This is a genomic window from Chryseomicrobium excrementi (assembly GCF_002798305.1).
GTDB lineage: Bacteria > Bacillota > Bacilli > Bacillales_A > Planococcaceae > Chryseomicrobium > Chryseomicrobium excrementi.
In genome coordinates this window covers 717909-739517 of record NZ_PCGR01000001.1, presented here as the reverse complement: position 1 = coordinate 739517, position 21609 = coordinate 717909, and the positions used below count along the sequence as shown (strand labels likewise).

General features: G+C 43.0%; 21 protein-coding genes. 15 read left to right on the top strand and 6 right to left on the bottom strand.

Annotated features, from left to right (window positions below):
* Window position 1: 1 nt before the first annotated feature.
* From CQS04_RS03725 to CQS04_RS03710, 4 genes are all read left to right on the top strand, one after another.
* Window positions 2-979, top strand: a complete 978-nt coding sequence (locus CQS04_RS03725) for an alpha-ketoacid dehydrogenase subunit beta (protein WP_100352832.1) — start codon at window positions 2-4, stop codon at window positions 977-979.
* A 20-nt stretch (window positions 980-999) separates the two neighbouring features.
* The gene (locus tag CQS04_RS03720) at window positions 1000-2379 is read left to right on the top strand and encodes a dihydrolipoamide acetyltransferase family protein (protein WP_100352831.1); all 1380 of its coding nucleotides are present in this window, start codon (window positions 1000-1002) and stop codon (window positions 2377-2379) included.
* A 5-nt stretch (window positions 2380-2384) separates the two neighbouring features.
* Window positions 2385-3797, top strand: coding sequence for a dihydrolipoyl dehydrogenase (lpdA, locus tag CQS04_RS03715; protein WP_100352830.1), 1413 nt, complete (start codon window positions 2385-2387; stop codon window positions 3795-3797).
* 93 nt (window positions 3798-3890) lie between these two features.
* Entirely contained in the window at window positions 3891-4700 is an 810-nt protein-coding gene (locus CQS04_RS03710; RefSeq protein ID WP_100352829.1) for a polysaccharide deacetylase family protein, read from the top strand.
* Window positions 4701-4964: 264 nt separating this feature from the next.
* Here the strand turns inward: CQS04_RS03710 and CQS04_RS03705 are convergent, their stop codons facing one another.
* Window positions 4965-6434, bottom strand: coding sequence for an aminotransferase class I/II-fold pyridoxal phosphate-dependent enzyme (locus CQS04_RS03705; protein ID WP_100352828.1), 1470 nt, complete (start codon window positions 6432-6434; stop codon window positions 4965-4967).
* 99 nt (window positions 6435-6533) lie between these two features.
* Here CQS04_RS03705 and CQS04_RS03700 point away from each other — a divergent pair, with 99 nt between their 5' ends.
* Both CQS04_RS03700 and CQS04_RS03695 read left to right on the top strand, forming a co-directional pair.
* The gene (locus tag CQS04_RS03700; RefSeq protein WP_100352827.1) at window positions 6534-7490 is read left to right on the top strand and encodes an NAD(P)H-dependent flavin oxidoreductase; all 957 of its coding nucleotides are present in this window, start codon (window positions 6534-6536) and stop codon (window positions 7488-7490) included.
* 1 nt (window position 7491) lies between these two features.
* Complete coding sequence (locus CQS04_RS03695; RefSeq protein WP_100352826.1) at window positions 7492-7773, top strand: UPF0223 family protein; 282 nt, start codon at window positions 7492-7494, stop codon at window positions 7771-7773.
* A gap of 14 nt (window positions 7774-7787) precedes the next feature.
* Here the strand turns inward: CQS04_RS03695 and CQS04_RS03690 are convergent, their stop codons facing one another.
* Window positions 7788-8402 carry a YktB family protein gene (locus CQS04_RS03690; protein WP_100352825.1) on the bottom strand — a complete coding sequence of 205 codons (615 nt, stop codon included), beginning with the start codon at window positions 8400-8402 and terminating at the stop codon, window positions 7788-7790.
* A gap of 92 nt (window positions 8403-8494) precedes the next feature.
* Here CQS04_RS03690 and CQS04_RS03685 point away from each other — a divergent pair, with 92 nt between their 5' ends.
* Both CQS04_RS03685 and CQS04_RS03680 read left to right on the top strand, forming a co-directional pair.
* Entirely contained in the window at window positions 8495-8686 is a 192-nt protein-coding gene (locus tag CQS04_RS03685) for a hypothetical protein (RefSeq protein WP_100352824.1), read from the top strand.
* 93 nt (window positions 8687-8779) lie between these two features.
* Window positions 8780-9568 carry an inositol monophosphatase family protein gene (locus CQS04_RS03680; protein ID WP_100352823.1) on the top strand — a complete coding sequence of 263 codons (789 nt, stop codon included), beginning with the start codon at window positions 8780-8782 and terminating at the stop codon, window positions 9566-9568.
* A gap of 25 nt (window positions 9569-9593) precedes the next feature.
* On the opposite strand, the gene CQS04_RS03675 is transcribed toward CQS04_RS03680, so the two are convergent.
* Window positions 9594-9782 carry a YlaF family protein gene (locus CQS04_RS03675; RefSeq protein ID WP_100352822.1) on the bottom strand — a complete coding sequence of 63 codons (189 nt, stop codon included), beginning with the start codon at window positions 9780-9782 and terminating at the stop codon, window positions 9594-9596.
* Window positions 9783-9885: 103 nt separating this feature from the next.
* On the opposite strand from CQS04_RS03675, the gene typA reads away from it, so the two are divergent.
* Together typA and CQS04_RS03665 are read left to right on the top strand one after the other, a co-directional pair.
* On the top strand, window positions 9886-11733 hold the full coding sequence (gene typA, locus CQS04_RS03670) for a translational GTPase TypA (protein WP_100352821.1): 1848 nt from the start codon (window positions 9886-9888) through the stop codon (window positions 11731-11733).
* Between the two features lie 16 nt (window positions 11734-11749).
* Window positions 11750-12073, top strand: a complete 324-nt coding sequence (locus CQS04_RS03665; protein ID WP_243370617.1) for a YlaH-like family protein — start codon at window positions 11750-11752, stop codon at window positions 12071-12073.
* Window positions 12074-12420: 347 nt separating this feature from the next.
* On the opposite strand, the gene CQS04_RS03660 is transcribed toward CQS04_RS03665, so the two are convergent.
* Complete coding sequence (locus CQS04_RS03660; RefSeq protein WP_100352820.1) at window positions 12421-12624, bottom strand: YlaI family protein; 204 nt, start codon at window positions 12622-12624, stop codon at window positions 12421-12423.
* 1 nt (window position 12625) lies between these two features.
* Window positions 12626-13123, bottom strand: coding sequence for a hypothetical protein (locus CQS04_RS03655; protein WP_094941547.1), 498 nt, complete (start codon window positions 13121-13123; stop codon window positions 12626-12628).
* 163 nt (window positions 13124-13286) lie between these two features.
* On the opposite strand from CQS04_RS03655, the gene CQS04_RS03650 reads away from it, so the two are divergent.
* The 3 genes from CQS04_RS03650 to pyc all read left to right on the top strand — a co-directional run bounded on the left by CQS04_RS03650 (window position 13287) and on the right by pyc (window position 18283).
* Window positions 13287-13571: an Fpa/YlaN family protein gene (locus CQS04_RS03650; protein WP_094941548.1), complete on the top strand. Its 285-nt coding sequence runs from the start codon at window positions 13287-13289 to the stop codon at window positions 13569-13571.
* Between the two features lie 84 nt (window positions 13572-13655).
* Window positions 13656-14822 carry an FtsW/RodA/SpoVE family cell cycle protein gene (locus CQS04_RS03645; RefSeq protein WP_100352819.1) on the top strand — a complete coding sequence of 389 codons (1167 nt, stop codon included), beginning with the start codon at window positions 13656-13658 and terminating at the stop codon, window positions 14820-14822.
* Between the two features lie 20 nt (window positions 14823-14842).
* Entirely contained in the window at window positions 14843-18283 is a 3441-nt protein-coding gene (pyc, locus tag CQS04_RS03640) for a pyruvate carboxylase (RefSeq protein ID WP_100352818.1), read from the top strand.
* A 39-nt stretch (window positions 18284-18322) separates the two neighbouring features.
* Here the strand turns inward: pyc and CQS04_RS03635 are convergent, their stop codons facing one another.
* A complete protein-coding gene (locus CQS04_RS03635) occupies window positions 18323-19243 on the bottom strand; it encodes a COX15/CtaA family protein (protein WP_100352817.1) in 921 nt (306 codons plus the stop codon).
* A 300-nt stretch (window positions 19244-19543) separates the two neighbouring features.
* Here CQS04_RS03635 and cyoE point away from each other — a divergent pair, with 300 nt between their 5' ends.
* Window positions 19544-20461: a heme o synthase gene (gene cyoE, locus CQS04_RS03630; protein ID WP_100352816.1), complete on the top strand. Its 918-nt coding sequence runs from the start codon at window positions 19544-19546 to the stop codon at window positions 20459-20461.
* A gap of 73 nt (window positions 20462-20534) precedes the next feature.
* Complete coding sequence (coxB, locus tag CQS04_RS03625) at window positions 20535-21608, top strand: cytochrome c oxidase subunit II (protein ID WP_100352815.1); 1074 nt, start codon at window positions 20535-20537, stop codon at window positions 21606-21608.
* Window position 21609: the final 1 nt, after the last annotated feature.

Here is a 21609-nt window from a genome sequence, read left to right as displayed (position 1 = left end):
AATGGCACAAATGACCATGATTCAAGCAATCACAGACGCATTACGCTGTGAATTAAAAGATGACGAAAACGTTCTTGTATTTGGAGAAGACGTTGGCGTAAATGGTGGGGTGTTCCGTGCAACTGAAGGACTCCAAAAAGAATTCGGTGTAGACCGTGTATTCGATACGCCACTTGCAGAATCCGGTATCGGTGGACTTGCAGTAGGTCTAGCTATGACAGGTTTCCGTCCCGTGCCTGAGATTCAATTCTTCGGATTTGTATTTGAAGTAATGGATTCGATCAGTGGACAACTTGCGCGTATGCGTTTCCGTACTGGTGGAAGCTTCAATGCACCAGTGACGATCCGTTCACCTTTCGGTGGTGGCGTTCACACTCCAGAGATGCATGCAGACAGCTTAGAGCTTCTCATGACATCTACTCCTGGTGTAAAAGTAGTTATCCCGTCAACCCCATATGACGCGAAAGGATTGTTAATCTCATCTATTCGTGATAACGACCCTGTCGTTTTCTTAGAGCACATGAAACTTTACCGCTCTTTCCGTGGAGAAGTTCCTGAAGAATCGTACACAATTCCACTTGGTAAAGCGGATGTGAAACGTGAAGGTACTGACATTTCAATCATCGCATATGGTGCTATGGTACACGAAGCGCTTAAAGCGGCAGAAGAGCTTGAAAAAGAAGGCAAGTCTGCTGAAGTCATCGATCTGCGTACGGTACAACCACTAGATATCGAAACACTCATTGCTTCTGTTGAAAAAACAGGTCGTGCAATGGTCGTTCAAGAAGCTCAAAAGCAAGCAGGTATCGCAGCGAATGTAGTTGCAGAAATTACAGAGCGGGCTATCCTAAGCCTAGATGCTCCAGTGTTACGTGTAACAGCGCCTGATACAGTGTACCCATTCTCTCAAGCTGAGACAGTTTGGTTACCTAACTATAAAGACGTACTTGCAACGGCTAAAAAAGTACTAGAATTTTAATTAAGAAAGGATGACGCGTAGTGGCATTTGAATTCCGATTACCAGATATTGGAGAAGGTATCCACGAGGGTGAAATCGTCAAGTGGTTCGTCAAAGCAGGAGACGAGATCAACGAAGATGACATCCTATGTGAAGTACAAAATGACAAGGCTGTAGTTGAAATTCCATCCCCAGTGAAAGGGAAAGTGGAAGAAGTTCTAGTCGAAGAAGGAACCGTAGCGGTTGTTGGTGACGTTTTAGTACGAATCGATGCACCTGGCTATGAGGACTTAAAGTTTAAAGGTGACGACAAAGACGACGCACCTGCGAAAAAAGAAGCTTCTGAAACGGAAGAACAAGTTCAAGCGACTGCTGAAGCAGGACAAGATGTAGACAAGAAAGAAGCAGCACCTTCTAAAACAGAAGCGCCCGCTGCTAAAGAGCAGCCAGAACCTGCTGAACAAAAAGAAAAGCCAAAAGGTTCTGAGCGCATCATTGCAATGCCATCTGTTCGCAAGTTTGCTCGTGACAACGGCGTGGAAATTGCTGAAGTTACAGGAAGCGGGAAAAACGGTCGTATCATGAAAGAAGATATTGAAAGCTTCATGAATGGAGATCAAATGAAAGCTTCGGAGGCACCGCAAGAAACTGCGGAAGTGAAAGAAACGGCTTCAGAAGAGCCAGCTAAAAAAGCAGCTCCTCAAGTGTCTGAAGGAGAATTCCCTGAAACGCGTGAGAAAATTTCTGGAATCCGTAAAGCGATTGCAAAAGCAATGGTTCATTCCAAACACACGGCTCCACACGTAACGCTTATGGACGAAGTGGATGTGACAGAACTAGTGGCACACCGTAAAAAGTTCAAAGAGATTGCTGCAGAAAAAGAAATCAAGTTGACGTATCTTCCATACGTAGTAAAAGCTCTAGTGAGCACGCTTCGTGAATTCCCAGCACTTAACGTTTCTTATGACGACGACGCTCAGGAAATTGTTCACAAGCATTACTACAATATCGGAATTGCTGCAGATACAGAAAAAGGACTTTTAGTTCCTGTTATCAAAAACGCTGACCGCAAGTCGATGTTCGCGATCTCAGACGAGATCAACACGCTTGCTACAAAAGCACGTGATGGCAAATTGAGCCCTCAAGAAATGAAAGGTGCATCATGCTCTATCACGAATATCGGTTCAGCCGGAGGCCAATGGTTTACTCCAGTTATTAACCATCCAGAGGTTGCTATTTTAGGAATTGGTCGCATTTCTGAGAAGCCTGTCATTAAAAATGGTGAAATTGTAGCTGCACCTGTGTTAGCATTATCATTGAGCTTTGATCACCGTATGGTGGATGGTGCAACTGCCCAACATGCGCTGAATCACATCAAACGATTACTGGGTAACCCAGAACATCTATTAATGGAGGCGTAAAAACTATGGTAGTAGGAGATTTCCCAATCGAAGTAGATACACTGGTCGTCGGATCAGGCCCTGGTGGATATGTTGCAGCAATTCGTGCAGCACAAACAGGACAAAAGGTAACAGTTGTAGAGAAAGAACATATCGGTGGCGTTTGTCTAAACGTTGGATGTATCCCTTCTAAAGCGTTGATTTCAGTAGGTCACCGTTTTGAGCAAGCGAAACACTCAGACAACATGGGAATTACAGCTTCTGATGTGAAAATTGACTTTGCTAAAGCGCAAGAGTTCAAAAATAGTGTCGTGAAAAAATTAACAGGCGGTGTTTCGGGTCTGTTAAAAGGAAACGGCGTAGACGTAGTAGAAGGCGAAGCTTACTTCGTTGATGCAAACACAGTTCGTATCATGAAAGAAGATAGCGCTCAAACTTACAAATTTAAAAACGCAATTATCGCTACAGGATCACGTCCAGTAGAGATTCCAACTTTCAAATATTCAAAACGTGTAATCAACTCTACAGGTGCTCTTGCACTTGAAGAAATCCCAGCAAAATTAGTAGTTATCGGTGGCGGATACATCGGAACTGAATTAGGAACTGCTTACGCAAACCTAGGTTCTGAAGTAACAATCATTGAAGGCGGAAACGATATCTTAGCTGGATTTGAAAAACAAATGACACAAATCGTGAAAAAAGCTCTTAAGAAAAAAGGAGTCGAAGTAGCGGTTAAAGCATCTGCCAAAGGTGTTGAAGAAACAGATACTGGCGTAAAAGTTACGTATGAAGTGGGCGGAGAAGAGAAAACAATCGAAGCTGACTACGCACTAGTAACTGTAGGCCGTCGTCCGAACACGGATGAAATCGGTCTTGAAGAAGTCGGTATCAAATTCGGTGAACGCGGATTAATCGAAGTAGATGAGCAGTGCCGTACAAGCGTTGAAAACATCTATGCTATCGGTGATATCGTTGCAGGACCACAACTTGCTCACAAAGCTTCTTACGAAGGTAAAGTGGCTGCAGAAGCAATTGCAGGAGAAAAATCAGTAGTAGACTACTTGGCTATTCCTGCTGTATGCTTCACGGATCCTGAACTTGCAACTGTTGGTCTATCTGAAGAGCAAGCAAAAGCAGAAGGCTACGAAGTACAAGCTGGGAAATTCCCATTTGGTGCTAACGGTCGTGCTCTTGCACTTGATGCTACAGACGGTTTCGTGAAACTCGTTTCACGTAAAGAAGATGGCCTATTATTAGGTGCTCAAATCGTAGGTCAAGGTGCTTCAGACATGATCGCTGAACTTGGTTTAGCAATCGAAGCTGGTATGACGGTTGAAGATATCGCAATGACAATCCATGCGCACCCAACTTTAGGTGAAATCGCAATGGAAGCAGCAGAAGTGGTTATGGGTCACCCAATCCACATCTTAAGCAAATAATGATACAGCCCTACCTTCCCAGGTAGGGCTTTTTGTATGTGAAATTCTGGATATGACATGCTATACTTGCTCGAGTAGAGGGGGAAATCAACTATGAACAAACAACTAATTGCCGCAGGTGCGCTTAGTCTTTTATTAGCAGCTTGTGGAGAGGAAGAAGCGGCTCCGGAACAACAGCCAGTAGAAGAGGTAGAACCGGTAGAACAGCCAGAAGAAAGGGAAACAGAGGAACCTGTTGAAGAAGTAGTGGAGGAAGAAGTAGACGTGACTCCTGCTTATGCACTCAACGAAGCGAATTGGACACTCACTCCGACAGAAGATGCAAAAGAAAAAGTAGTGTTAGTCACAATTGATGATGCACCGGATACATACAGCCTCGAAATGGCTGAGACTTTAAAAGCTCTTGAAGTACCTGCAATTTTCTTCGTGAACGGTCACTTTATCGATAGCGAGGAAGAAAAAGAGAAATTGAAGGCAATTCATGAGATGGGGTTTGCTATCGGCAACCATACGCAGACACATGCGAACTTAAGCGATATTTCAGAAGAGCAACAGAAAGAAGAAATCCTGCAAGTGAGTACGACTATTGAACAAGTTATTGGTGAAAAACCTATCTTTTTCCGTGCTCCTTTTGGAGTGAATACGGATTTCAGCAGGCAGTTAGTAGCCGACGAAGGGATGCTTCTTATGAACTGGACGTATGGGTACGACTGGGAAAAGCAATATCAAGATGCGGGTGCCTTAGCGGACATCATGGTGAACACACCCTATCTAACTGAAGGCGCCAATTTGCTGATGCATGACCGAGAATGGACGGCATCGGCTCTTGAAGACATTGTTCTAGGGCTTCAGGAAAAAGGGTACGGATTTGTAGATCCTAGCGAAATTCAAGGTGTAGAATAAACAAAACCAGCATTTCTCGATAAGCGAGAGATGCTGGTTTTTTGTGGCCCTTCCTCTGTGATCATGACTCTTGTAGAATAAAATCTCATTTCGGTAGAATAAAATGTGTTTTATGTAGAATAAATCTTCATTTTGGTAGAAGAAATCACGCTTAATGCAGAAGAACGAACGCTCAACCGCCCCAAATCCACCCTCTCGCCCCAAGATTACTCATCCAACCCACGAAAACATACAAAAAAAGAGAACCACAAAGGGTTCTCTTTTCTAATAAATCGCTTTTGTCTCTTTAATTACATGAATGGTCTCAAGAGTATCATCTTCAGGACCTTGTACAGGCAATCCTGCTTCAATATTCATCGCAATATAGTCGATGTTGTCCTGTGCGATGATCTCACCCGGAATGAAAATCGGGATCCCTGGTGGGTAGACCATGACAAATTCTGCAGAAATGCGGCCAGCCGCTTCAGCAAGCTTCACGGTTTCAGTCTCAGCGTAGAACGCATCGCGTGGAGACATCGCAAGACCTGGAATTTCGGGTAATGTCACTTCGGTCTCTTTGACTGCAGCTTCGGATTCGAACGCTGCTGACATGCGAGTCAAAGCATTGATCAACAAGTTGACTTCTTTGCGTGAGTCTCCTAAAGTGATCAGACACAGGATGTTGTATAAATCAGAAAGCTCGACTTCAATATTCGCTTTTTCGCGAAGCCATTTCTCAGCTTCATAGCCCGTAATTCCAAGATCTTTCACGCTGATCAAGATTTTGGTTGGGTCCATGTCGTACGTAGCTGATGTCCGTAATTTTTCAACACCTGCACAGTAAAGATGTGGAATCGAGTTGATGCGCTTTCTTGCATCTTTTGAGATTTTAATTGCTTGATCGATCAAGTCATATCCATGGATTGCAAGCTGGCGTCTGGCAGTGTCTAGTGATGCGAGCAATGGATACGACGTTGATGTCGTTGTCAACATCGACAAAATCGATTGAACACGTTTTGAAGACACAAGTCCTTCGCGCACATTTAAAACGGATGTCTGTGTCATCGAGCCGCCAAGTTTGTGGACGGATGTCGCGGCCATATCTGCGCCTGCTGCCATTGCTGAAATCGGTAATTTATCATGGAAGTGAATGTGAACGCCGTGTGCTTCATCAACAACAACTGGGATATTACGACTATGAGCCAAGTCCACAATACGCTTTAAATCGGCTGCGAAGCCAAAATAAGTCGGGTTGATGACAAGAAGACCACTCGCATCTGGGTGGGCGTCTAAAGCGCGTTCTACGGATTCTGCGGAGATGCCGTGAGAGATTCCGAGTTCCGTATCCACTTCGGGGTGAATAAATACAGGAATGGCACCTGCAAAGACGATTGCTGACATGATGGATTTATGAACGTTCCTTGGAACAAGAAGTTTGTCTCCAGGTCCACAAATCGTCAAGATCATCGTCATGATTGCGCCGCTTGTCCCCTGAACTGAAAAAAATGTAGCATCTGCACCAAAGGCTTCTGCTGCTAAATGTTGTGCTTGTTTAATAGCTCCTTTAGGAGAATGTAAGTCATCCAATGGAGCAATATTGATTAAATCGATCGACAATACATTATCGCCAACGAACTCTCGAAAAGCCGGGTCAATTCCTTGTCCTTTTTTATGGCCAGGAATGTGGAACTGAATCGGATGCCTGTTGCGATGTTTGAGAAGAGCATCGAACAAGGGAGTTTCTAATTGTGACAACGTGCTAACCACCTTTATTGTTGAAATAGAAAACAAGTGAAGTATAGCATTTCCGGGCTACTATTGAAAGAGAAATATTGATAGACTGAGAGGGGAGGGATGGACATGAAAACACGTTTAACTGAATTGCTACAAATTGAAAAACCGATTATTCAAGGCGGTCTCGCCTATCTTGCGTATTCCGATTTGTGTGCGGCTGTCTCGAGTGCGGGAGGCTTAGGTCAGATTACTGCGATGAGTTTGCCGGGACCTGATGAACTTCGAGAGGAAATTCGTAAGGTTCGAGAGATGACAAGCCGTCCATTTGGAGTCAACTTTGCAATAGGACAACACGGACGCCCATTCGAGCATATGATACAAGTGGCAATTGATGAAAAAGTTCCAGTCATCACGATGACAGGGGGAAATCCTGCTCCTATCTTTGAGATGCTGGAAGATGTTCCGTGTAAAAAACTCGTTCTAGTTGCCGCTGTTCGACAAGCCGTCAAAGCGCAGGAGCTTGGAGCAGATGCTGTGATGGTTGTAGGTCAAGAAGGTGGGGGACACCTAGGTCGAGATGATGTCTCTACTCAAATTTTGATTCGCAAAGTCGCTCAAGCTGTCACGATTCCCATTGTGGCATCGGGCGGTATTGCGGACGGTTACGGAATCATGTCGGCACTTGCTCTTGGAGCAGATGGGGTCGAGATGGGGACTCGCTTCGTTGCAACGAAGGAATGTGTGCATGCGTCTGAAGCCTACAAGCAGGCGATCCTTAATGCGACAGAACAAGACACAGTCGTAATCAAACGATCGATAGGTGCACCAGCACGTGCATTAAAATCATCGTGGACCGAGCAGATTTTAGGGATTGAACAAACAACGCCTACATATGAAGCTTTAAAAGACTTCATTAGCGGGGAAGCAAATAAAAAGTTTATTTATGACGGGGAACACGAGCGCGGGTTTGGATGGGCTGGTCAAGCTGTCGGATTGATCGATGATGTGCCGACAGTTGCCGAATTGTTCACTCGTTTTGATCAACAAATGAAACAAGTACAAGAAAGATGGTGTTAAGATGTCGAATGAATATAGTTATCCGTTGAACATTGATTGGACGACGGAAGAGATGGTTGCCGTAGTGAAGTTTTTCGAAGTCGTCGAGCTCGCCTATGAAAAAGGTGTCTCCTCACAACAAGTAATGGAGCGCTACAAAACTTTTAAAGAAGTCGTGCGGTCTATAGCAGAAGAAAAGACATCGTTCCGTGAATTTGCGGAAGTCAGCGGCTATGATGCGTACCCTGTTGTGAAAGCTGCAAAAGCAGGGGAACCTCGAATTAAACTGGCAACAAAAAACTAGACAGCGAAAGCTGTCTAGCGAAGTTCCGTCATTTTTCTATAAAGAGGAAGTAGCGCATCAAATGTTTCCTCTACAAATTGATAAAATTGTGCCTTAGAGAGCTTGGTGGCGTCATCTGCTGACAGATGGCGTCCAATCACTAGCTCTCCTTTTTTAATGGTGCCCAATCGCTGCACATAATGTGCGGTTGTCAATTTTGAGATAGGTTCCGCATCTGGCTTCATATGGTCGCCGGAAATCACAAAGTCCTTTGGTAACGAGGTCACTAGAGACGTTTTTTTCGACAGTCTGTCTGCAATGGCTGTTTTAGTTGGCGCTTCATAAATCACAGCGAGTATTACAAAGACATGGCTTTCCCATAAACCGATCTGAAAATGGGGAAGTGCTTTGTAGCCTCGTTTATAGGGAGCGAACGCTACCCAGCTGTCTTTAGGTGGGTTCACCGTTCGTCTTGCGTGTTTCGCTACGTGCGGAAACATCTCATGTCCAAGCTTTGCTGCTAACTCCTCAGAGAAGTGCGCACCTAGTTCATGAAATTTTGGCCGAATGGTAGCATCGAGGCCTTCCATCCGTGCTTCTAATCCTTCTTTTTTAAATACATCAAAATCTTTTTTCTTCCAATACTTCATGAATAAATTCTCCTTTCCTGTATGTTTAGTTTAAATGACATCGGGGTAAAAATCTTGTAACAAGTATTTCAAGATAGAGAGGGGGAATTCCAATGCGCCAAGTCATTCACATTGTTCGTAAGGACGAGATGGACAAAGAGAGAAAACACTTATTGGAACTTGAACTGGATTACTTCTTAGCAACTCTGTATGATGCGATGGAGCGACAAGATGAGAAAGAGATGGAAGGCGTGAAGCATCGACTTCTCGATATCACAAATGAGCTGAAGGAGTTATCAATTTAAATGACTAGATTAAATAGGTGAAGCACCCACTGCACGTTAGATGCCAGAGGGTGCTTTTTTTGATACACTGAAATGACAGGAAGGTGGAGGCGCATGAATCATCAGTCACTAGATCAAGCGGCACAAAAGCTCATCAGACAAGCAGGAGAGCGCATTAAAGAATCTTTACATAAACAGATGACCATAACGGAAAAGACTTCTTCTTCCGATTTGGTCACGAATATAGATATTGAGACAGAACAATTTTTTGTTGATCACGTGAGTAGCCAATTTCCGGAGCACCGTCTTTTGGGAGAAGAAGGCAATGGAGACGTCATCACTTCATTTGATGGATATGTTTGGATTGTAGACCCTATAGATGGAACGACCAATTTTATCAATCAGCAGCGAAACTTTTGCATAACAGTTGGAATATACAAAGATGGGGTTGGTGAACTCGGATACATCTATCAAGTGATGACCGGGGAGATGATCTCTGCAATCAGAGGGCAAGGCGCTTACCAAAACGGAGTCAAACTCCAACCACTAGAACCAGTTGCATTTGAAGATAGTCTTATTGGGGTCAATGCATCGTGGGTAGCACCCAACCGCCATATTGACCATGAAAAAGTAGCCAAGTTAATCAAACGTGTTCGTGGGACTCGGTCTTACGGTTCGGCAGCACTTGAAATTAGTTATGTGGTCACAGGCCGCCTTGATGCCTACTTCTCTATGCGACTGTCTGCTTGGGATGTCGCAGGGGGAATGGTGATTGCAAACGAGGTTGGAGCCCTGTCTGGAACTTTGGGAGGACAGCCATTCGATTTGCTGAAGAAACAACCGTTTGTCATTGCGAATCCCGCTCTTTTTGAAGAGCTTATCAATGACTACTTGATCAAATAAAAAAGCTGCCAGTTGGCAGCTTTTTCTAGTCTAGTAATCCTTTTTCTCGGTATTCTTTTTTCTTTTTAAATCCAAGTCCCATGACAACAATTAGCGCTAGAATGGCTAACAAAATGAACGGAACACTGCGGAATGACACGGCAATTCCTATGGAAGCCATGGCAAAAATCGCGAGAAAGGAATACAGCACAAAAATCCATTTTACATTTTTCAAGATGTTTTCCTCCTTAACGGAAAAAACTCAGAGATGTTTTTCTATCCTATCTGTGCTATAATATCACAGTTATGGACTCGAAAAAAGAATATGGAGTGGAAAAATGACTAATACTCGTCAAGATTTACGTAATATCGCTATTATTGCTCACGTTGACCATGGAAAAACAACGTTAGTAGACCAATTGTTAAAACAATCCGGCACGTTCCGTTCAAATGAACATGTTGAAGAACGCGCAATGGATTCCAATGATATTGAAAGAGAACGTGGAATCACGATCCTTGCTAAGAACACAGCGATTCAATATAAAGATACAAAAATCAACATCTTAGATACACCTGGTCACGCCGATTTCGGTGGTGAAGTAGAGCGTATCATGAAAATGGTAGACGGTGTTCTTTTGATTGTCGATGCTTACGAAGGCTGTATGCCACAAACGCGTTTCGTTTTGAAAAAAGCGCTTGAGCAAAACCTACAACCAATCGTTATAGTAAACAAAATTGACCGTGACTTCGCTCGTCCAGAAGAAGTAGTGGATGAAGTTCTTGAGTTGTTCATCGAGCTTGATGCCAACGATGAGCAATTAGAGTTTCCGGTAATTTATGCATCGGGTATCAACGGAACAGCTAGTTTGTCTTCAGATCCAGCTGATCAAGAAGAAAACATGCAAGTCATCTACGATGCAATCGTAGAAAAAATTCCTGCACCAGTGGATAACAGCGACGAAGGACTTCAGTTCCAAGTAGCTCTTCTTGACTACAATGACTATGTTGGGCGTATTGGTATCGGACGTGTGTTCCGCGGAACGATGAACGTTGGTCAACAAGTTTCTCTAATGAAGCTTGATGGCACAGTGAAAAACTTCCGTGTCACAAAAATGTTCGGTTTCATGGGCTTAAAGCGTATTGAAATTCAAGAAGCTAAAGCTGGAGACTTGATTGCCGTATCGGGAATGGAAGATATCAACGTTGGGGAGACAGTTTGTCCGATTGAACAACCGGAAGCTCTTCCAATCCTTCGTATCGATGAGCCTACTCTTCAAATGACGTTCCTAGTGAACAACAGTCCATTCGCAGGTCGCGAAGGGAAATGGGTTACAGCTCGTAAAATCGAAGAGCGTTTACTTGCACAACTTGAAACAGATGTTTCACTACGTGTAGAAGAAACAGATTCTCCTGATGCTTGGATCGTTTCAGGTCGTGGTGAGCTTCACTTGTCGATCCTAATCGAGAACATGCGTCGTGAAGGTTTTGAGCTCCAAGTGTCAAAACCAGAAGTTATCGTTCGCGTGATCGATGGCGTACGTATGGAGCCAGTAGAACGCGTTCAAATCGATATTCCTGAAGAGCACGTAGGTTCTATTATCGAATCTATGGGTGAACGTAAAGGTGAAATGCTTGACATGATCAACAATGGATCAGGTCAAGTTCGTTTGATCTTCATGGTACCTGCTCGTGGTTTGATCGGATATACAACTGATTTCTTGACGCTTACACGCGGATACGGAATCATCAACCACACATTCGATAGCTACCAGCCAATGGCGCAAGGCCGCGTTGGTGGACGCTCTAAAGGTGTTCTTGTTTCTATGGAGACAGGTAAAGCATCTGAGTACGGTATTCTTGGTGTTGAAGACCGTGGAACGATCTTCGTTGAGCCAGGTACAGATATTTATGAAGGGATGATTGTAGGAGAGCATACTCGTGACAACGACTTAACAGTCAACATCACAAAAGTGAAAGCTGCTAACAACATTCGTTCTGCCAATAAAGAAGCAACAACGACTCGCAAAAAGCCACGTATCATGACTCTTGAAGAAGCTTTAGAATACTTGAACGATGACGAGTACTGTGAAATCACACCTCAGTCTATCCGTTTACGTAAAAAACTTCTTGATAAGAACGAACGTGAGCGCATCGCGAAGAAACAAAAGTACGCTGAGCAATCCTAGGAAGGGGAGACTCTAAGTGGAAGAGCAAGAATTTGTCTTTGGACGGATGTCCGCGCTATCTCGATTTATCTACGAACAGATGCCCAACTATGATGTAGCAGGCTATGTGTTATTTGCCATCATTTTTGCGCTATCCGTACTCGTTTATAAGCTGGGGTTTGCGAAACGTCTGCGCCTAGGTCAAAACATTGTGATCTATCTATTCCTATTTATCGGGTGTCTCGTTTTGACGTTCTTGGCATTCTTCTTACCGATTGTCGAAGGGCTGATTGTAGCTGCCTTGATTCTTATCATCTATAAAATCCGGATGCGCCTTGAAAAACGAGGCTCAGCCGCATAGTAAAAACCTCGGCGCCAAATTGGTTCCGAGGTTTTTGTATGAAATGAGTTCGGTCGAAAATAACTGAGAATTTGTCTAAAGCGAATTGTAATTTGCGTTTAAGAATTTCAATTCTGTCTAAAGAAAATTCAAATTTGTTGAAGAACGCCCGCTCAACCAATAAGAGTCTGGGACAGAATTAGAATGTGTCGCCACAAATAGGAGCGATTTATACTATCAGAAGAGTGCAGGGTTGACTCCAGCGGGATTAAAGCGGGAGCTGAGACCTTGGCTCAGCCCGCGGAACGCTTCCCCTGCACGCGATATAAAATGACAAAGGCAGTTTCTCAATGAGAAACTGCCTTTGTCTAAAATTCTTGTTCTGCAGGATGAGAGCTCCGGAAGAACCGAAAATTGCCCGTCGCAATCCGTTTTTCAGTATTGTCTTTAATACGTTCCGAACAATCTGGACACATATAAGTCGTGATAGGTCGGTTGCGCAATTTCTTTGCAAGAGGTAGGTCGTCCTCTAAACGGTCGATTCGGTCACAAATAACGCATTTTACACGCATATTATTCTACCCGAAACGCACTAACGTGTTTAAGTGGCGAATTTAAGTTGCTACCGTCCTTAAACAAGATGTAGACTGGCCCATCGTCTCGTAGTGGTTTCCCTTCTTGACTGAACTGAACTAAGAGGTTCGGAAGTTCAGACAATGAAAAACGCTCCTCTTGACCGTTCGTTTCAACCACGAGTTCTTTAGCTTCTGCTGTTGGTTCTGAATTTAAAATAAACGTTTCTAAAGGCATGGCATAGGAGTTCGTTAAAAGCTTTGTGCGCTCATATTTTTTTTCGGATTTTAGCGTCGGTGGGAAGACCGCGCCTTCTGTGATTTCACGAGACCATTGTTTCGATGTGACGTCTGTATAAGTATCGTCTGCATCCACTTCTTCGTAGTGGCCTCCGAAAAATTCTTCGATATCTACTTTACGATCATCAAAAATCCACACGGTGGGATCAATGGTAATCGGAAACTTTACGGCACCTTTTACCGGAATAATCATATCCATTTATGCGTTCCCTCCATCTCTAATCTGATGTAAGTATACCTTGAAAAAACATGGAAACAAAGTATTTTTCCTTAGAGGTGTACGGTCTCTACTTGCAATTTTACTAGCAGAAAGATACACTTTAATAAGGTAAACTAGAAATTTTAGATGGGGGCGTCCTCATATGGATCTACAGATGGAGCAGTCGTATCGAGACAAAGCGCTATCTCTACTTAAGACAGATGCAGATAAGATTGCACAATTGATTAAGGTACAGCTAGATAACTTGACGATGCCACAATGTCCTCTTTACGAAGAGGTGTTAGATACACAGATGTTTGGTCTATCTCGAGAAATCGATTTTGCGGTAAAGCTTGGATTAATTCAACGCGAAGAAGGAAAAGAAATTCTCGCGTCTCTTGAAAAAGAGATGTCCTTACTTCACGAAACGTATACAGATCGTAAATGAACTCAAACAATTCGTGTTTGAGTTTTTTTACTATATGAAAGTGTGCATCATGAAAAATTCTTACAACAACAAGGTGTGTTATCCATGAAAACTTATTTAAAACGGTATTTGCATCACGCAGACTTTTCAATCGCATTTGTTTATTTAGTACTTGTCGTCTTCGGACTGGTCATGATTTACAGTTCCTCGTTTTACTGGGCTGTGGAACGGTATGATTGGGCTCCTGATCACTTTTTCCAGCAACAAAAAACAAACCTTTTCTTAGCGATTCCTGTCTTTTTCATCATGTCTTTATTTCCTTATAAACACTTCAAAAACAAGTTCGTTATGATCTCGATGGTCAGTGTGATGTTCTTGCTACTGATTCTGGTGCATTTTATTGGGAGTGGTGGAGCGGCAGGATCTCAAAGCTGGTTATACATTGGCCCCCTCAATTTACAGCCTTCAGAAGTAGCTAAAATAGTGCTTGTTTTGTATTTTTCTAGTTTGTTTGCCAAAAAGATTCAAAAAGGAACACTGAATGATTTAACTAACTCTATTTATCCACCAATTATCATTATGGCTGCTGCCGTCGGTTCGATCATGCTCGAAACGGATGTAGGGAACTCAATGATCATTACATTTGTTTGTATTACAGTTATTGTCGCTAGTGGAGTTCAGTTCCGAGTGTTCTCAAAACTCCTTGGACTAATTATTAGCGCTTTTCTGATAATTGGTATTTTGCTATACTTTTTTAGGGACACTATTATTACACCGAGACGATTGGGGCGCCTAGAGGCTTTCTTTAATCCGTTTGCGTATGAAGAATCCTTTGGATACCAAATCGTCAATGGCTATTTGGCTATTGGTTCAGGTGGCTTAACTGGACTAGGACTCGGGAATTCAAATCAGAAATACGGGTATCTACCAGAGCCACATACAGACTTTATCATGGCAGTGATTGCGGAAGAATTAGGAATTATCGGAGTCGTCATTATACTAGCCGGAATTTTCTTCTTGGTTTTTAAAGGCCTCTCGATTGCTTTGACAGGGCGCGACCCACATGGCCGGATGATTGCTGCCGGGATCGCATCAATTTTTGGCTTCCAAACGTTTGTAAACCTCGGTGGGATGTTAGGAATAATTCCACTTACAGGTGTACCTCTTCCGTTTATTTCATACGGAGGAACAGCTCTTATTTTATTTTCAGCAGCACTTGGAATTTTAATGAACGTCTCGATGTTCGCACGTTACGAGAAATCAAAAAAATAAACAAAGGGTGGCGATGAAAAGTGAACAAGATTAACAAGATTTTAGTGGCAAACCGAGGGGAAATCGCAATTCGAGTATTCCGTGCATGTACGGAACTAGGAATTCGGACGGTAGCCATTTATTCACGAGAAGATAGTGGATCTTTTCATCGTTTTAAATCAGATGAATCTTATCTGGTGGGGGATGGCAAAAAGCCAATTGATGCGTATTTAGATATTGAAAACATTATTGAAATTGCCAAGGATGCTGGTGTTGACGCGATTCACCCAGGGTACGGGTTCTTATCCGAGAATCTTGAGTTTGCTAAACGCTGTGAAGAAGAAGGGATCATCTTCATTGGGCCTACGTCTAAGCATTTGGATATGTTCGGTGACAAAGTGAAAGCACGTGAACAAGCAATTGCAGCAGGTATTCCTGTCATTCCTGGAAGTGATGGACCAATAAAGTCGATGGAAGAGCTCGAGGCATTTGGTGATACATACGGTTATCCACTTATGATTAAAGCAGCTCTTGGAGGCGGTGGCCGAGGCATGCGCGTTGTGCCAACCAAGGAAGATTTACAAGAAGCATATGATCGTGCAAAATCAGAAGCCAAAGCGGCTTTTGGCTCTGACGAAGTGTATGTAGAGAAATTTGTAGACAAACCAAAGCATATTGAAGTTCAAATTTTAGGGGACCGCCACGGGAACCTGATTCATTTATATGAACGCGATTGTTCCATTCAGCGTCGTCACCAGAAAGTCGTCGAGATTGCACCATCTAACGCGCTAAGCAAAGAGCTGCGACAAGAAATTTGTGATGCGGCTGTGAAATTAATGAACAATGTTGGCTATATCAATGCAGGAACAGTGGAATTCTTAGTAACAGAAGACGATTTTTATTTCATCGAAGTCAATCCACGTATCCAAGTGGAGCACACGATTACTGAAATGATTACAGGGATCGATATTGTGCATTCACAAATCAAGATTGCTCAAGGGATGAGCCTGACAATCGAAGAAATGGGAATTCCAGCACAAGATGAGATACCGTTGTTTGGTTTTGCCATTCAATCTCGCGTTACAACAGAAGATCCTTTGAATCAATTCATGCCAGACACAGGGAAATTGATGGTATACCGTTCAGGTGGAGGATTCGGTGTCCGATTAGATGCGGGGAACGGCTTCCAAGGAGCAGTCATCACTCCTTATTACGATTCCTTATTAGTCAAAGTCTCGACATGGGGCATGACATTTAAAGAAGCGGCTGCCAAGATGGACCGTAACTTACAGGAATTCCGTATTCGCGGAATCAAAACAAATATTCCATTCTTAGAGAACGTGGTGAAACACCCTAACTTTATCGAAGGGAAGTTCAATACAAGCTTTATCGATACAACGCCAGAATTGTTCTTATTCCCGTCTCGACAAGACAGGGGGACAAAATTACTTAGTTATATCGGGAACATCAGTGTCAATGGCTTCCCAGGTATTGAGCGAAAGCCAAAGCCAGTGTTCCACTTACCACCTAAAGCGGATCAGAAATTTGATGTGAAGTCGTTAAGTGGTACCAAACAATTGCTGGATGCCGAAGGTCCTGAAGGCGTCATCAAGTGGATCAAGGCACAAGACGATGTATTACTAACGGATACAACGTTCCGTGATGCGCACCAGTCCTTACTTGCCACTCGCGTCCGTTCTTACGACATGTTCCAGATAGCCAATCAAACGGCGCATGGCATGCAAGATGCTTTCTCTCTTGAGATGTGGGGCGGAGCGACATTTGACGTTGCTTACCGATTCTTGAAAGAAGATCCGTGGGACCGCCTCTTGACATTGCGAGAAAAAATTCCAAACGTCATGTTTCAGATGCTCCTGCGCGGTGCGAATGCAGTTGGCTACAAGAACTATCCGGATAACGTCATCCGCGAATTTGTTCAAAAGTCTGCAGATGCGGGAATCGATGTATTCCGAATCTTTGACAGTTTGAACTGGATCAAAGGAATGGAAGTGGCTATTGATGCAACTCGCCAAGCAGGGAAGTTAGCAGAAGCGGCGATTTGTTACACTGGAGATATTTTGGATGACAGCCGTCAAAAATACACGGTGCAATACTACAAAGACATGGCGAAAGAACTTGAAGCAGCTGGTGCTCATATTTTAGCTATAAAGGATATGGCAGGACTGCTAAAGCCGGAAGCTGCTTATCGATTGATCAGTGAATTAAAAGACACAACAACTCTGCCGATTCACTTGCATACACACGATACAAGCGGAAATGGTGTGTTCTTGTACGCTCGTGCTATCGACGCTGGCGTAGACATCGTCGATACGGCACTAGGTTCGATGAGTGGATTGACTTCACAACCTTCAGCTAGTTCACTTGCTTATGCTCTTAAAGGAACCGGCCGAGATGTGCGTGCCAATGTAAAAGAGCTAGAAGCATTGTCACAGTACTGGGAAGAGGTTCGTAAATACTACAGTGACTTTGAGAGTGGTATGAAGAGCCCTCATTCTGAAATCTACGTGCATGAGATGCCTGGTGGTCAGTACTCGAATCTTCAACAGCAAGCCAAGGCGGTTGGTCTAGGCGAGCGCTGGGAAGAAGTCAAAGACATGTATTCATCAGTGAACCTATTGTTTGGAGACGTCGTAAAAGTAACGCCTTCTTCAAAGGTAGTAGGGGATATGGCGTTGTTCATGGTGCAAAATGATTTAGATGAATATACCGTACTGACAAAAGGAAAATCACTCGACTTCCCAGACTCTGTAATTGAGTTCTTTGAAGGGTATATCGGACAACCGTACGGAGGATTCCCAGAAGAATTGCAGCAAGTCATTCTGAAAGATCGCAAACCAATCACAGTGCGACCAGGTGAACTTTTAGAACCGGCTAATTTTGAACAGGTTCGTGAAGAGTTATTCAAGAAGATTGGACGTCCTGTCAGCAGCCATGAAGTGTTAGCATACTTACTCTATCCAAAAGTATTCGATGAGTACCGTACAACGGTCGATCAATTTGGTAACGTCTCTGTGCTTGATACACCGACTTTCTTGTACGGAATGAAACTTGGTGAAGAAATCGAAGTGGAGATTGAAAAAGGGAAGACGTTGATGATCAAGCTTGTATCTATTAGTGATGCAAACCTAGAAGGGCAACGGACTATTTACTTTGAGCTGAACGGTCAGCCACGTGAAATCTATATTCAAGATATGAATGTAGAAGTGAGCCATGTAGCACGTCGCAAAATCGAGCCAGGAAACGACTCGCATATCGGTGCTACGATGCCAGGTACTGTATTGAAAGTTGCAGTAGCTAAAGGAAGCAAAGTGAAGCGTGGGGAACACTTACTCATTACAGAGGCGATGAAGATGGAGACGACGGTGCAAGCACCATTTAACGGAACCATTCAAGAGATTCATGTAGTCGCAGGAGAAGCCATTTCTCCGGGAGATCTGTTGATTGAAATCGAAAAAGGATAACAAAAGCCTGTCAGCGGATTTAGCTGACAGGCTTTTTTCTTACTCACGATGGTAGTTTGCACGACTTCTGGAAACAAGAAGAATCATGTAACAAAGCAATCCAAACAATAGCGTGATGAATAATGAGTGGAACAAAGCAACAAACAAGTTCAAACGAGTGAGTACCGATAGCATTCCAGTAGTTGCTTGAAGAGCTACAAGAGTAAATGCAATGATCCATCCGTAGTAAATGACTTTTTGTGACTTGTAGTTTTTAATGACATAAATCATGATGTACAGCAACCAAATAAAGATGGCTGCAGCTGCAACACGGTGGCCCATTTGAACCCATTCATACATATTCGTTGGAAGTCCAAATTCATCATTGCGACAAAGTGGCCAGTCACGACAAACCAGACTAGAATCCGTGTGTCGTACGAGAGCCCCGGTATAAATAACAACATACGAATAAAGTGTCACACCAATCGTATGTAAGCGAAGTTTTCGGTCAATAGAAATCTTATTTGTTTCAAATTTCTTATCTACTTCAAAAACAAGAAGTGTTAGTAAGAAAACTGCTGCAAATGAGATCAAGGAGATTCCAAAGTGTAAAGCTAATATAAAGTCACCTTGTCCCCATAGAACTTGTGCAGCTCCGATAAGAGCTTGTAACACTAAGAAGAACACGGAGATAAATGCTAAAAATTTTGTTTCGCGCACATGACCGATCTTTCTCCAAGACCAGATAGCAAGAGCCAAAATGAGGACGCTGACACCAAGTGTAACGGCTCTATGGGAAAACTCAATCAGAACTTCTGCTGTAATTTCTTTAGGAATAAGGTTCCCATTACAGTCAGGCCAGTTACGACCGCATCCAAGTCCACTTTCAGTTTTAGTAACTAGAGCACCGCCTAATAGAATTAGCAGCATCCCTAAAGTGGAAAGAACAGCAAGTACTTTTAATAATGGATGTATTTTCACTACTTCACCTTCATTTCTCTACCATATCTGCTCTTTGATAATAGCGAACCTACGGCTAAAAAACAACGTCAACACCCCGTCTCTCTAAAGATGCCTTTGTTATTTCACAGTTTGTTCATAAATTCGTACCTTCCTCTTCACAACTCCTAGAAGGAAATCCATTACTATTAAGTTGTTACGACAAAATGATGGTGTGGGCCATAAATTGTGAAATTCTCGGAACTAGCTAGAAATCTATGTGGATTTTAGTTATAGTTAAGAGTAGCAGATTATGCTTACATTGATGAAAGGAGGCGCAACATGTCGAACAGTACGACAATTGCTGCTACTTCAGAGCCGACTGTTGAATCGACTACGTGGATGCAAGATTTCCTAGCGCTAATTAAAATTGGAATCGTCAATTCCAACTTGATTACGGTATTCACAGGGATGTGGTTGGCATTTCAACTGACAGGACGCAGCTTTATACAGGAATTTGATCTAGGACTGCTGACAATTGGGGGTTCGGCATTCATCATAGCGGGCTCTGCAGCTATGAACAACTGGATTGACCAAGATATCGATCCAATCATGAAACGAACACGTAAACGTCCCACAGTAACAGGTCGTTTTTCTAGTTCAATGGTTCTGACTATTGCTCTAACTTTACTCGTTGTAGGCGAATTATTGTTATTTATGGCATCTACATCTGCTGGTGTTTGGGGACTTGCCGGCATCATTAGTTATGTCGTGCTCTACTCTATGTGGTCGAAGCGGAAATATGTGAGCAATACGGTAGTAGGAAGTATTTCAGGAGCTATCCCACCAATCATTGGTTGGGCAGCGATTGAACCGGTCATCGGCTGGGAAGCTTGGGCATTATTTTTAATTATGTTTATTTGGCAACCACCGCATTTCTATGCACTAGCGATGAAGCGTACTGAAGAGTACCGTGCAGCAAACATTCCGATGCTACCTGTAATTAAAGGCTTCAAACGAACAAAATTGTCGATGTTGCTATGGGTTATTGCACTGCTCCCAGTGCCGTTCTTATTAAGTTCATTAGGAACAGGGTTTTTGATCTTAGCGACTGCTTTAAATCTAGGGTGGCTGTGGCTTGCAATTGCAGGTTATAAAGCACAAGATGACTTAAAGTGGGCAACCAAAATGTTTGTTTACTCTCTTAATTACATGACAATCTTATTTGTGTCGATTGTTATCTTTGCAATCTTCATATAACTAATTGGGTTGTTAGAGCAAGCACACCGAAATTGAAAACATTACAACTATGAAAGTGGGGTTTGATTTAGCGATGATGAAAGGGCTAAAAAAATGGCGACTCTTTTCAATGCTAGCAGCGCTTGTATTTTTCTTAGCTGCTTGTGGCCAAGAGCAAATTTCAACTTTGACTCCACGAGGTCCAGTTGCATCTGAACAATTTGATTTGTTGATTCTCTCAACAGCAATCATGACCTTTGTAATTATTGTCGTTGTTGTTATCTATGTATTGGCACTCATGAAGTTCCGACGTTCAAAAGTTGGGGAAAATACAATTCCTGAACAAGTGGAAGGAAACACGAAACTTGAAATCGTTTGGACAATCGTTCCAATCATCTTGCTTTTGATCCTTGCAGTACCTACAGTTTGGTTGACATACAAACAAGCTGAAGTTAGTGGCATGGAGCAAGTAGATGAAGAAGGAAATAAAACAGCGTTGACAGTAAATGTAACTGCGAAACTTTACTGGTGGGAATTCGAGTATCCGGATCTTGGCATCGTAACAGCTCAAGAATTGGTTGTTCCTACTGGAGAGAAAGTGTACTTTAACTTAAAAGCAGCAGACGTGAAACATTCATTCTGGATTCCATCTATCGGTGGTAAATTAGATACGAATGTTGAAAACGTAAACAAATTCTACCTTGAGTTTGATAAAGAATCAGAAGGCCTAAAAGACGGTGTGTTCTATGGTAAATGTGCTGAGCTTTGTGGACCATCACACGCATTGATGGACTTCAAAGTAAAAACATTAAGCCCTGAAGACTTCGATGAGTGGGTAGCAGTTGCTCAAGAAGAGGTTCCTGCTCCATCTGAAGAGTCGGAAGATCTAGGAGAACAATTATTTGTATCTAACAGCTGTATTGGTTGTCACGCAACTTCTGGTGTTGCAGCAGCAAATCAACGAGGACCAAGTTTAGCTACTTTTGGCGACCGTAACCGTATTGCTGGCTTCTTAGAGCACAACGAAGAAAACCTTAAAGGTTGGATCAAAAACTCTCAAGAGTACAAAGAGGGCAATTTAATGCCTGTTTATCCAGACCTAACGGATGAAGAGTTAAACGCTTTAGCGGCGTATTTAATGGGCTTATCTGTAGAAAATAGAGAATAGT

Excerpts from the sequence above, each read along its gene's own strand:
- CQS04_RS03690 (WP_100352825.1), bottom strand. The coding sequence starts at position 8,402 with ATGAAGTATTGGAAGAAAAAAGATTTTGATGTATTTAAAAAAGAAGGA.
- coxB (WP_100352815.1), top strand. The coding sequence starts at position 20,535 with ATGATGAAAGGGCTAAAAAAATGGCGACTCTTTTCAATGCTAGCAGCG.
- typA (WP_100352821.1), top strand. The coding sequence starts at position 9,886 with ATGACTAATACTCGTCAAGATTTACGTAATATCGCTATTATTGCTCAC.
- CQS04_RS03655 (WP_094941547.1), bottom strand. The coding sequence starts at position 13,123 with ATGGATATGATTATTCCGGTAAAAGGTGCCGTAAAGTTTCCGATTACC.
- CQS04_RS03650 (WP_094941548.1), top strand. The coding sequence starts at position 13,287 with ATGGATCTACAGATGGAGCAGTCGTATCGAGACAAAGCGCTATCTCTA.
- lpdA (WP_100352830.1), top strand. The coding sequence starts at position 2,385 with ATGGTAGTAGGAGATTTCCCAATCGAAGTAGATACACTGGTCGTCGGA.
- CQS04_RS03710 (WP_100352829.1), top strand. The coding sequence starts at position 3,891 with ATGAACAAACAACTAATTGCCGCAGGTGCGCTTAGTCTTTTATTAGCA.
- CQS04_RS03700 (WP_100352827.1), top strand. The coding sequence starts at position 6,534 with ATGGACATGAAAACACGTTTAACTGAATTGCTACAAATTGAAAAACCG.
- CQS04_RS03695 (WP_100352826.1), top strand. The coding sequence starts at position 7,492 with ATGTCGAATGAATATAGTTATCCGTTGAACATTGATTGGACGACGGAA.
- CQS04_RS03680 (WP_100352823.1), top strand. The coding sequence starts at position 8,780 with ATGAATCATCAGTCACTAGATCAAGCGGCACAAAAGCTCATCAGACAA.
- CQS04_RS03660 (WP_100352820.1), bottom strand. The coding sequence starts at position 12,624 with ATGCGTGTAAAATGCGTTATTTGTGACCGAATCGACCGTTTAGAGGAC.
- CQS04_RS03645 (WP_100352819.1), top strand. The coding sequence starts at position 13,656 with ATGAAAACTTATTTAAAACGGTATTTGCATCACGCAGACTTTTCAATC.
- CQS04_RS03685 (WP_100352824.1), top strand. The coding sequence starts at position 8,495 with ATGCGCCAAGTCATTCACATTGTTCGTAAGGACGAGATGGACAAAGAG.
- CQS04_RS03725 (WP_100352832.1), top strand. The coding sequence starts at position 2 with ATGGCACAAATGACCATGATTCAAGCAATCACAGACGCATTACGCTGT.
- cyoE (WP_100352816.1), top strand. The coding sequence starts at position 19,544 with ATGTCGAACAGTACGACAATTGCTGCTACTTCAGAGCCGACTGTTGAA.